This window comes from Limnofasciculus baicalensis BBK-W-15 (assembly GCF_024178385.1).
In the GTDB taxonomy this organism is placed as follows: domain Bacteria; phylum Cyanobacteriota; class Cyanobacteriia; order Cyanobacteriales; family Coleofasciculaceae; genus Limnofasciculus; species Limnofasciculus baicalensis.
This window is the reverse complement of record NZ_JAMZMM010000175.1, coordinates 1-11,434: the sequence shown is the minus strand read 5'-3', so window position 1 is coordinate 11,434 and position 11,434 is coordinate 1. Positions and strand designations below refer to the sequence as shown.

General features: G+C 40.8%; 9 protein-coding genes. 4 read left to right on the top strand and 5 right to left on the bottom strand.

Features of this window, described 5'->3' with window-relative positions:
* Positions 1–218 precede the first annotated feature (218 nt).
* Entirely contained in the window at positions 219–992 is a 774-nt protein-coding gene (locus tag NJ959_RS17105) for a hypothetical protein (RefSeq protein ID WP_254012947.1), read from the bottom strand.
* A gap of 177 nt (positions 993–1,169) precedes the next feature.
* On the opposite strand from NJ959_RS17105, the gene NJ959_RS17100 reads away from it, so the two are divergent.
* The 4 genes from NJ959_RS17100 to NJ959_RS17085 all read left to right on the top strand — a co-directional run bounded on the left by NJ959_RS17100 (position 1,170) and on the right by NJ959_RS17085 (position 8,652).
* Complete coding sequence (locus NJ959_RS17100; protein WP_254012946.1) at positions 1,170–1,850, top strand: actin-binding WH2 domain-containing protein; 681 nt, start codon at positions 1,170–1,172, stop codon at positions 1,848–1,850.
* 77 nt (positions 1,851–1,927) lie between these two features.
* Positions 1,928–2,641, top strand: coding sequence for a hypothetical protein (locus tag NJ959_RS17095; RefSeq protein WP_254012945.1), 714 nt, complete (start codon positions 1,928–1,930; stop codon positions 2,639–2,641).
* Positions 2,642–2,684: 43 nt separating this feature from the next.
* A complete protein-coding gene (locus tag NJ959_RS17090) occupies positions 2,685–5,558 on the top strand; it encodes a TIGR02921 family PEP-CTERM protein (protein ID WP_254012944.1) in 2,874 nt (957 codons plus the stop codon).
* A gap of 151 nt (positions 5,559–5,709) precedes the next feature.
* A complete protein-coding gene (locus NJ959_RS17085; protein WP_254012943.1) occupies positions 5,710–8,652 on the top strand; it encodes a protein kinase domain-containing protein in 2,943 nt (980 codons plus the stop codon).
* A 312-nt stretch (positions 8,653–8,964) separates the two neighbouring features.
* Here the strand turns inward: NJ959_RS17085 and NJ959_RS17080 are convergent, their stop codons facing one another.
* The 4 genes from NJ959_RS17080 to NJ959_RS17065 form a co-directional block, all read right to left on the bottom strand.
* The gene (locus NJ959_RS17080) at positions 8,965–9,165 is read right to left on the bottom strand and encodes a hypothetical protein (RefSeq protein ID WP_254012942.1); all 201 of its coding nucleotides are present in this window, start codon (positions 9,163–9,165) and stop codon (positions 8,965–8,967) included.
* On the bottom strand, positions 9,146–9,295 hold the full coding sequence (locus NJ959_RS17075; protein ID WP_254012941.1) for a hypothetical protein: 150 nt from the start codon (positions 9,293–9,295) through the stop codon (positions 9,146–9,148). The genes NJ959_RS17080 and NJ959_RS17075 overlap by 20 nt, the downstream gene beginning before the upstream one ends.
* Positions 9,296–9,507: 212 nt before the next feature.
* Entirely contained in the window at positions 9,508–10,494 is a 987-nt protein-coding gene (locus tag NJ959_RS17070; RefSeq protein WP_444881956.1) for an adenylate/guanylate cyclase domain-containing protein, read from the bottom strand.
* Positions 10,495–10,639: 145 nt separating this feature from the next.
* Entirely contained in the window at positions 10,640–11,308 is a 669-nt protein-coding gene (locus tag NJ959_RS17065; protein ID WP_254012949.1) for a DUF3120 domain-containing protein, read from the bottom strand.
* Between the last annotated feature and the right edge of the window lie 126 nt (positions 11,309–11,434).

Genomic DNA, 11,434 nt, shown 5'->3' with positions numbered 1-11,434 from the left:
TTTTAACGCAGAGGGCGCGGAGGTTAACGCAGAGGTACGCAGAGGTTTTTTGGAGTTTTATTGAGGGGGATTGTGAGATTAGGGGTGTTCATTTTGTTCGTAATTTGGGGTGAGTATGATGATTTTTTTTTAACGCAGAGGGCGCGGAGGTTAACGCAGAGGTACGCAGAGGTTTTTTGGAGGTAATTGGTGATGATATTAGGTTAAAAATTATTTCGTTAGTAGTCGTTATCGGGTTGATATCCTAAATTTTTGGCTATTTCTTGTAAGAGGGGAATTCCTCGATTTTTCCAATGCCAGTTTAAGGTATTATAGTTGACTTCTAAATCCCGCGCTATGTCAACCATTTTATCAGGTGGGTATTTTAAGAGTAACCGCTGACTTAGGATTTGGCAGTTACAATTAGGATAGGGGCGAGGATGACAGCTTTGAAGCCTTCTTTCTGGATCTTGTTCAATATATTGCTTGAGTTTAATCCCTATTCTCTCATTTTCTTGCTCTTTTTGGTCTTTTGCGATCGCAGATTGCACTTCCCAAAGATTACAAGGGCTTTTTGCAGGTAGTTGAGAGCCAAATGTTTCACTTCCTTCTTCTCCTATTGGTACATCTAGAGATAGGGGTTGTTTTCTTGCTTGGGCGTTAAATTCTTCCTTTGCACCCTGGGGATGAGATCTATTTTTACTACTAGTTATACTTTGGGAATGTAACTCTCGCACTTCATATTTTAGGCGTAATTTTATGTTAATCCATCCTACTAAACTAGTTTCTATGGACGAGTGTTTGGGTTCAAATTCCTGAATTTCTTCCGCTAATTTAAGCAAGGTATCATCCAATACCTCATCGTAATCTGGATGATTGGATTTCGTCAATCCTGGTAGTTGCTGAATTTCTAGCAGAAGCTGATTCATGGCTTTGCGCCAGCGCAGGCTGTTTTTTGGCTCCTGACACACTGTTTCAATCAGTTGGCGTAGATATCGATCTCGTTGAGTCATGCTAGCCAGGGAGTCGGGAATGGGGAGTAGGGAGTGGGGAGTGGGGGAAGAGGAGAAATAGCCACTTCTGCCTATCTTTGTAAAGTTTTATCACAATTTTGGGGTAAATTCCCAAAAATTCCTCACAGAAGGCTGAGAGAGTATTGAAGTCATACCCGACAGGGGGAGAGGGATAGTATGAACCATTTTTCAACATTAATGCAGTTGTTGCGCGATCGCGAGAAATTTTGGCTGGATATTAGCAAGGAAGTGAGGCTGGAAAACAAAATTGTTGGACTCCTGATTTGCAATTCGGTATTTTTTGCCATTTATGGCGCAATTATTGGCTCGTTTAATGGTTTGCTGCAAATGTTTGCTTCGGCGGTAAAGTTACCTGCATTATATTTGATTACGCTCATTATTTGCTTGCCTACTTTATACTTCTTCGATCTCATTTACGGCTCCAATCGGAGTTTCGGACAATACTTGGCATTGCTACTAAGTTCAATGTCAATTATTAGTGTCATGCTCTTTTGCTTTGCTCCTATTACGCTATTTTTTCGTCTTTCTATTAACGATTACGAATTCTTTAAGCTTTTCAATGTGGTCATTTTCGCGGTTACTGGATTTATTGGCATCAATTTCTTTTATCGAGCGATGCTGTTTGTCAACGAACAAGATACTGAGAAAGCGAAATACCGCAATAGTATTTTTAAAGCTTGGTTAGTCCTCTATGCTTTTGTTGGTAGTCAATTGGGATGGACGCTTAGACCTTTTTTCGGTACTTTAGGCAAAGAATTTGAGCTATTTCGCGATATAGAAGGGAATGTTTATGTCCATCTGTTCAAGGTAGTTTCTCATGTCTTAGGTTTTAAGTGAGGATGAGGTTTGAATTAAAACGCAAAGGACGGAAAGATTTGTCATGAATTTGGGATTGAAGCAGGGAAGAAAAGGATATGTCATCTAATTTAGGAGACTTGCCGATTACAACTGAGGAACTAGAAACCTTGGTTGATATCGATATTAGCACTGGATTGGCTATTGATGTCTACCGAGGGTTGATTCTCAGGAATGGGAGGCAGATGTTGTCTGTTTTATTAACGGAAGTATTTACTTTCATCCTGATCTTAATCTTTGTCATACCTATCAGCTTGATTGTACTGCGTAATTCTGGCAATTTACCAGACGATTTGCCTGGGAAGATGCGGCTGTTAACTATTTTGGTTGGCATCTCCCTATTAGGACTTTTGGTTTGGAATGCCTATCTCTGGAAACAGGCTCAACAAATCAAGTTTCTGGCGAAGTTGATGGATGAAATCGACAAATATAATAGTGTCATTAAAGCTATTGAACTCGTTGACAAGTTAGAGTCAGTTAGTCACTCAGGTACTAAATCAAACAATCTGAGTAATCGCCAGGAAGTTTTGGATGCTCTAATAGTTACAAAAGAGGGCTTAATCAATGCCTTGCGAGTGGAAAAAATAATTAGGAGTCATCATGACTTCATCGCAAATAAGTATGAATTATTCACTGATTTAGAAAATAATCTCACAGTATTGATGTCTTTTGATACTACTAATTCAGCGAATGACTACGGACAATTAATGAATGAAGCACTCAAAATTGGTCTTACAGTTCACAAGGAAATCAGAAATTTGCGTAAGTCTTGATTCAGACTGTCAAACTCTAAGGAAGTAAAAAACTCAAAACAACATGAAAACACTACTTACTATCCTAGGTGCAGCCATCTTCTGGCTGTGGAATATTGCATTTTTAGTCTTTGTCTATATCTGGATGTTGCCAGCGATTGGAGTCGGATTATTTAATGCTATTGTCGCTGGCGAGATTGAGAATGAATTTCTCATCCCCTTACTTGGTTTGATTGTGATACCAACAGTCTGTACCCTGATTGGAGGGTGGCGTTTGCGGAAACGACCATTAGAGTTAATGCGTCTATTTTATGGTGTAGAAGCTCCCCTATTTACTCTTTGTTTAGTGCGTTTATTCGTAGTGAGAGAACTTACCCCCGCTAGCACTTTAATTCTGGGGACTGGAATGGCGTGTGTTCTAGCATTTCTCTTCGACGTGTTGCACGGTTATGCAAAAGATAATCGAGTAGTTGCCTGGTTACAATTAATCTTTCATAGTTTGATGGTGCTAGTTGGTGTCTTTGTGGGGGTACTGCTGCTATTTTATACTGTACCTGCTGCTGCCGTATTTATTCCGGGATTCTTTAGACATTGGTTGATATTAACTAATTTTACCCTAGAAAACCCCTTGTGGATTATACAAGATATTCTATTAATTATCTTGTTTAGTTTCAGTAGTACCCTGTTTGTAGGAATGCCCGCCGCACTAGCATTCTTGTATATTGAATCTCCACGTTACATCTTACACCGTTTTGCTGAACAGTACGGACAAAAACGCACAATTCAGGGTGTTTTAGCTGTAGTAACTGCGTGGATGGTTCTCTTTATTTCCTTTCAACAACAGCCCCAAATCAAGGTATTTAACCTACTAGATAATTCAGGACAAACTGATAAAGAACGACAGGAACTATTGGCAAAATCAGATATAATTCGCAGCGGCTTACTAAATGCCTATTTGTCCTCCTATCGGTATATCAGCCCCATTGAAGAAAATGACCATATCTTTGCCATGTATCGTGATGTCTTTGAACTGCCCGATTCAATCTGTCAGTTTTTACAGAATAGTTACAATACGCTAATGTCGCCGTTTTTGTACAACGGTTCTCGTGCAGATAGCGAAAGGGCAGAAAAACTCTATGCCGATTTCTTTGATGCACCGCTGCAAAAAGCAGAACGAAAAGCAGTCCAACATGCCTTACAATCTACGGCAATTTTAGATGAAGCGAAGGCTGGTGTACTTAATATTAACCAAAAAAAGGTGTGGTTGCGATCGCAAAATATTACGATACAAGAACATGGAGATTGGGCAGAGGTAGAACTCTATGAGGTGTATGAAAATAAAACCAATGCTGTTGAGGAAATTCTCTACTATTTTTCCTTACCAGAAAGTGCCACTATTACTGGTATATGGTTAGGTGATAGCGATAACCGAGATAAGCGTTTCCCCTTCAAAGTTTCACCACGTGGTGCAGCACAAAAGGTTTATAATTCACAAGTGAGACGAGAACGTCCCATGGACCCGGCATTACTTGAACAAGTAGGTTCGCATCTTTATCGTTTAAGGGCATTTCCTGTTCCCCCAAAATTAGCATCTTGGGAGAAAAATAATTCAACAAATCGACCAACCAAAATGCACCTCTGGCTAACTTACAAAGTGATGCGACAACCAGAGGGATGGGCAATGCCAAGTTTAGGTGAAAAACGCAATATCTTTTGGACAGAAAATACCCAGCGTAACTATGGGGGACAAGTAGTAAAAACTGTGTCAGATAACTGGATACCCTCATTTTTACCACCAACCACCGCGTCCCCGCTAACATTACATCAGGTTAATTTGGAGAATGGTTATCACATCACTGCCAAGCCTCTAACTAAAGAAGATTATGCTTTACCTGAAAACCAGCAATTTGCCATAGTTTTGGATACTTCCCGCAGCATGGGGGCACAGAATAAGGAACTAACAGAGACATTTAATTGGCTGAAAAAACACGGCTTCTCTGACAACAATTGTGCTAATAATGATGCCGATTTGTATGTCACTGCTGCTTCAGGTATTCAACCCAAACGTATCGACGATATCCGCACCTTTGAGCCAGCGAAAATGACTTTTTATGGCACTATACAATATAAGGAGATGCTGCGGCAGTTTGTAAAGTTACAAGGCGATACTGCTTACGATGGTATTTTAGTTCTGACTGATGAAGGCAGTTATGAATTAACCGATAATAGTAAAGATATCCCAGCAATATCTGCACCTTTATGGATGGTGCATTTGGGGGCACTACCACCTGCTTATGATGATGCTACTTTAAAAGCAATTCAAGATAGCGGTGGGGGAATTTCTACTAAATTACCAGAAGTTTTGCAGCGATTAGCAACTCAGGCTAAGTTAGGTTCATCTGTAGTAAGTGTAGTAGATGGATATGCTTGGTTTGTCGAAAAGATTGAGGTAAATCAGCCTTTAAATCAGAGTAATAATACAAGTCAAAACTCTGAAAGTGCGGGTTTAATTCCAGCAGCTACAAATATTGTTGACTTACAAATTGATCAAACTAACACCTACGAGAGCGAAAGTTTTGCGCCAATAGCAGCGCGGCAATTAGTGATAGGATTGAGCAAGGAGATAGATGGAAATCAAGTAGCTGAACTTGATGCTATTCATGCTATTGCCAAAACCTATAAAATTGTCACTCCTTATTCTTCCATGATTGTCCTTGTTAATGATGAACAACGAGAAGCATTAAGGATAGCTGAAGCAGAAAAAGACCGTTTTAATCGCAAAGTAGAAAAGGGAAAAGAGGGACTAAATCAACCGAATAATCCGATGAAACATTCAGATTCAGTAAGTGTACCGGAACCAAGTATGGTTGTGGGTTTGGGTGCGATCGTTTTTATTCTGATTTTCAGCCGTCGGAAGATGTTTGTGAAAAAAAGCTGATGGTGGGTATATTTTGTCGGAGGGATGAGTATTATCAACTGCTTATTTCCCTCCACAGGAAAGATGTCTGTGCTACGGATGATTAATTTATATCTATGGAGATATATCCGACATTGTTCATTTTATTTTACTCTATTCCTTAACTACTGATATGAGCTACTGTCTGAATCCCAATTGTCAAGCACCAGAAAATACCGAAAGCACTAACCTTTGCTTGTCTTGTGCTTCTAAATTGTTACTAAAAGAGCAATACCGCGCTATCAAACCAATTGGTGAGGGTGGATTTGGTCGAACATTCCTAGCAGAAGACAAATCCTCTGGAAAGCGCTGCGTAATTAAACAGTTTTTTCCTCAACAACAGAGCAATATTCAGAAAGCATCTGAGTTATTTCGCCAAGAAGCCCAACAATTAGAACAGTTGGGCAAACATCCACAAATTCCCGAACTTTTTGACTATTTTGAGGAAGAGAGACATCAATATTTGGTGCAAGAATATATCCCAGGTGAAAACTTAGCCACTGTATTAGCTGATGAGGGAAACTTCGATGAATCTCAGATTTATCAGTTACTCAATGATTTACTCCCAGTGTTGCAGGTGATTCACAATCATCAGGTAATTCACCGCGATATTAAACCGGAAAATATTATTCGCCGCCATGGGAGTAATCAACTAGTATTAGTGGATTTTGGTGCAGCTAAGTTAGTCACAGAAACGAGATTAGCGAAAACTGGTACAGTAATTGGTTCCGCTGCTTATACTGCACCGGAACAAGCTAGAGGCAAGGCTATTTTTGCTAGCGATTTGTATAGTTTAGCTGTCACTTGTATTCATCTTTTGACTCAATTACCTCCTTTTGATTTATTTGATAGTACTGAAGGTATTTGGATTTGGCGGGATTATTTGAAGACACCGATTAGTAATGAGTTAGGGCAAATTATCGATAAAATGCTGCCCAGTGCGACAAAGGATCGTTATCAATCAGCAGGAGAAGTTTTGCAATATCTAAATGCTTCACCTCAAGAAGTATTTGCTTATGGTAAGACTCCTCGCAAACTCTTTAAGAAAAAATGGCTATTCGGGAGTACGTTACTATTAGCTTTAGCTGGAACCTGGTATTTCACTTCTTTCCCTAAACAATCAGTAGAACCCCAAAATATCTCTACCCAACAGTCACAACCTCAAATAATCGCAAATACACCTGGTTTGCACGCTCAGTCGCCAGATGGAAAAGAGCAACTTTTACCTCTACAACATACAGAAGTAATGGCAAAAGTTGCTGGAAATGTCGCCAGGGTAGAGGTAACGCAAACCTTTACAAATCCCTTTAACAATCCTTTAGAGGCGGTTTATGTATTTCCGTTACCGGATGAAGCGGCTGTGGATGATATGGAAATTATTGTCGGAGATCGTATTATTCGGGGTACAATTAAAAAACGGGGAGAAGCGAAAAGAATCTATCAGGAAGCCAAGCAACAAGGAAAAACAGCCGCACTTTTGGAACAAGAGAAAGATAATATTTTTACCCAGTCTTTAGCAAATATCAAACCTGGAGAAAAGATTCAGGTAACAATTCGCTATACCGATAGTATGAAGTTTGAAGAAGGATCTTATGAATTTGTCTTCCCTACAGTGGTAGGTGAACGCTATATTTCCGGTGAAGCTACTAATAAACAGGTGAATGATACTTCTAGAATTAATCCCATATTGGGATTATTTGGTGGCAATAAACATGGACAAGATATTGGGATAACAGTAGAAATTGAAGCAGGTTTACCCATTTCTAATATTCAGTCGCCCTCCCATCAAATTAACGCCACTCAAGAGGGACGAATTGTCCGAGTACAACTAGATAAAGATGACAAAATTCCCGATAAAGATTTAATTCTCCGCTATCGGGTAGCGAGTAACGAAACTCAATCTACTGTCTTAACTCAGGCGGATGAAAGAGGGGGACACTTTGCTACTTATTTTATCCCCGCCCTTCAGTATCAAACTCAGGAAATTGTCCCCAAAGATGTGGTATTTCTGATCGATACTTCTGGTTCCCAAAAGGGTGCGCCAATGGAACAATCAAAGGAATTAATGCGGGGATTTGTGAATGGGTTAAATCCCCAGGATACCTTTACCGTAATTAACTTTTCCAATACTAATACTCAACTTTCACCCACACCTTTAGCGAATACTGAAGTAAATCGGGCGAAAGCCATCGCTTATATTAATCGTCTCCAAGCTGATGGCGGAACAGAATTAATGAATGGTATCCGCACTGTGGAGAATTTCCCCGCTGCTAAGGCTGGACGTTTGCGCAGTATTGTGTTAATTACTGATGGTTTAATCGGTAATGATGAGGAAATTATCGCTGAAGTGCAAAAGAATTTAAAACCGGGAAATCGACTCTATAGTTTTGGTGTGGGAAGTTCCGTTAATCGCTTTTTAATCGATAGATTAGCAGAAGTGGGACAAGGAATTGCCGAAGTTATCAGTCAGAATGAACCCGCTAAACCTGTGGTAGATAAGTTTTTGCAGCGGTTGAATAACCCTGTTTTAACTAATATAGAATTAACCTGGGAAGGTACGGGAAGATCTCCGGAAATCTATCCCAATCGAGTACCAGATTTGTTTGCCAATCAACCCTTAGTAGTATTTGGCAAGAAATTAGATGGTGGGAGTGGTATTTTGCGAGTGAAGGGTATTGCTGCTGGAGGAAAAGTCTATGAACAAACCTTCCCAATTAATTTTAACCAGGGACAGGGAAATCCGGCAATAGCTCAACTTTGGGGACGTGCCCGGATTAAAGAGTTAATGTATCAAATGTTTCGTGGTGAAACTCCAGAGGGCATTGCGGCTATTACTAATACAGCCTTAGCCTACCGATTATTGTCTAAATATACTGCTTTTATAGCTGTGACTGAAGAGGTGCGAGTCGCTCCTAATAGTCAGCCTCATGCGGTGAAAGTTCCCGTGAAAAAACCTCATGGAATAGGAGAAGAAATGTCTGGGGGTGATGTGGCAAGCGCACCGGAACCTAGTCAAGTCTTGGCAGTTTTAGCGCTGGGAATATACCTAATATTGAAGCGAAAAAATCATCGATGATAGAGATAATTTTGAATGTGGAATATAGTGGATAGTTTTCTGCTGTCAATAGGGACCTAGCAGAGCATTTCCCTGGTCAGTTAATTACTATGATATAAATATTACCTCCCTCATACTTAGCGATAATCGAACCATTTAAACCAAAAGAACGAGCAGCAGCATCATCAAAAGGCAAGGAATTCTTGCTGTTGTCTTTACCTTATGTGTAGTCATATATGGGTGGCGAGCGCCAAAAATCTGGTAAAATGGGTTTCAGGACTGAGATCGGCTGAAATTACCGCCACATAAAGGTTTCAACGGTTTGTACTCATGTCAAGATTTTCCTCGATCCTGGCAAGTCTTGTCCAGTAATTTCAGCCGGAAGTCCCTCGTGCAGCCAGATAACTTCCGTTGTTTGAGCAAATCTTCATCAATTTGAAGCAGACTATCTGGAGAGGAAGGTTGTTTCTTGATTAGATTTTGAATCTCTTCCTCAAATTTGCTCTTTCCTTCCTCAAAGAAGCGATAAATCATTAGACGATTGATTAGGTAATTCCTGTGCCGCAACAGAGGGGACTACTCCACTAAGCAACACAACCGCTGGCAATACGAGAAATTTAACTTTAGTCTGGCGATGGAATATCTCGTTTAGGGTGAGTTTCATTTTTCCCCCCTCCTCTCAAAATGGAGGTTGGTCAAAAACTTTCTGGTTTTTGAGTATATATACCTATTATGGTAATGGGAGTAAAAAAAATTGCCCTAATACATCACAATTATTGATATTTGTCAATAGTACGAAACAAATACCCCACTCCCCATTCCCTACTCCCCATTCCCTACTCCAAAAAACCCACTCCAAAAAACCCACTCCCTCACCTATTGACGAACAGTGCGACCTGCCAGAAAATTATCTAAATCGCCATAAGTCCCAGCATAAGTAATCGTCGGCTCATCATAACCCTTGAGATTTACCGTATGCTGCTTAAAGCTAATTTTATTATTTCCTAACTGGGAAATACAATTGTAAGTTTCTTCTCCCATGGCAATATCCAAACCAATTTGTTTGGTTACCGATTCTAGACGAAATGCTGCATTAACTGTATCGCCAATTGCCGTATAATCGGGGCGATCCCCACTACCTGTATTTCCCACCATGGCATAACCCGTATTAATCCCCGCACCAATGCGCAAGGAAAAAGGAAGGGGATACTGTTTCGACAAAGATACCGTCATTGTATGGAGATCGCTGACAGCTTGTAAAATATTCAGAACTTCATCATCCCCTACTCCTTGGGAACCATGAAACCAAATCGCCATCACCGCATCACCGATATATTTATCTACCCAACTACCAGATTTGCGGATAATATTTCCTGCTTCACGGAACCAGGTACCAATCAGTGCGGAGAGGATTTTTTCATCAAGCTGACGGGTGAGTACTGTAAAGTCTCGAATATCTATCACCATCACCGTCATCAAACGCCGGACATGTAACGTGGAAGTCTGGGTTTCATAATTCGTATGCTGGTGAATGTCAGCGTCAGTTTTATTAGAGGGACAATGAAATTGCATCTCCGTCTGACCGAACATAACGCGATCGCCATTCCGTAATGTTACCGGAATACTCACTCGCCGTCCATTGACAAAGGAGCCATTGCGGCTCCCTAAATCAATTAAATAGAAATCCCCAGTTTCCGTACACTGTAACATCGCATGGTTTCGGGAAATCCAGCGATCCGGCAAGACGAAGTTATTATCATCGCCACGCCCAACTGTCCAACAGTTACTACCAACCAATGGCAGGTAACGATTACCCGTGTCAGTTGGGAGAACTAAGTAAGGATTGGAGCGTAGAGTCACCACAGGCACAGAAGCAACAACGGGTTCAACTAAAGATTGATTACTGATTTCATTTGATAACATTCTGGAACCAAATCGATTATTCCGGAAAGCAAACTGCTTACCCTGACTGACGCAAGTTTTGGCATAAGCAACAGACAAACTGCCTTTATGCCATAGACGCTGCTAACCAAAATAGACTATCTACCAAAATTGTACTTAAAATTGCTCCACTAAATGCCCACCATGGTAACTCTTTTTTTGCCAATGACCAACACCCCACTACACCCAGCGTCATTACTAAAACCACCGCCCAGCTAATGCCCCAAGTGGTCTGGACTTGCGCGATCGCATCCTGTAGAATGGGTTTGGCTAATTCTGGGTTAACTTTCATCACCTCACGCCAGTAAGGAATTAGATCGGCTATGTAAAAATATAGATCGGTTATAGCAGTGCCCAACAATGAACCCAGGTAAAATAGATTACCCACTTTCCCTCTCCCCCGCCATAAACCCCACAGGGCAAAAGGCAAACCAATTGCCTCAACGGGTAAGTGAATCGAGGGTTCGCTCCGCAACCATCCCCAATAAATCGAGCCAGCTAACCAACTCCAACTAAATCCTAGCAGCAAATCTCCCCAGATCTCAGTTCCAGGACGCTTTAGGAGTTTTAATCCCAGCCATACCCAACCCAAGGTTATTGCTAAACTCAATAGGGGTAACTGCTGAACTAACGGTGCTTGAATAAATACGGGGACGGATACCAGAAACGATGCCGCGCCAAAGACTAACCAGCCTTGGCGATTTGTTTGATCGGAGAGCCAAAATTTACGGAAAATCTTGAGGTAGCCAGGGAGGGAGTCATCAGACCAGGTATTGTGAAACAAGATATTGTTAATTTTCTTTACTTATGTTTATAAAATTTAATATATCGATAAAATAGGTAAGAGGCAAGGGGTGGGAGG

Excerpts from the sequence above, each read along its gene's own strand:
- NJ959_RS17105 (WP_254012947.1), bottom strand. The coding sequence starts at position 992 with ATGACTCAACGAGATCGATATCTACGCCAACTGATTGAAACAGTGTGT.
- NJ959_RS17100 (WP_254012946.1), top strand. The coding sequence starts at position 1,170 with ATGAACCATTTTTCAACATTAATGCAGTTGTTGCGCGATCGCGAGAAA.
- NJ959_RS17095 (WP_254012945.1), top strand. The coding sequence starts at position 1,928 with ATGTCATCTAATTTAGGAGACTTGCCGATTACAACTGAGGAACTAGAA.
- NJ959_RS17090 (WP_254012944.1), top strand. The coding sequence starts at position 2,685 with ATGAAAACACTACTTACTATCCTAGGTGCAGCCATCTTCTGGCTGTGG.
- NJ959_RS17085 (WP_254012943.1), top strand. The coding sequence starts at position 5,710 with ATGAGCTACTGTCTGAATCCCAATTGTCAAGCACCAGAAAATACCGAA.
- NJ959_RS17080 (WP_254012942.1), bottom strand. The coding sequence starts at position 9,165 with ATGATTTATCGCTTCTTTGAGGAAGGAAAGAGCAAATTTGAGGAAGAG.
- NJ959_RS17075 (WP_254012941.1), bottom strand. The coding sequence starts at position 9,295 with ATGAAACTCACCCTAAACGAGATATTCCATCGCCAGACTAAAGTTAAA.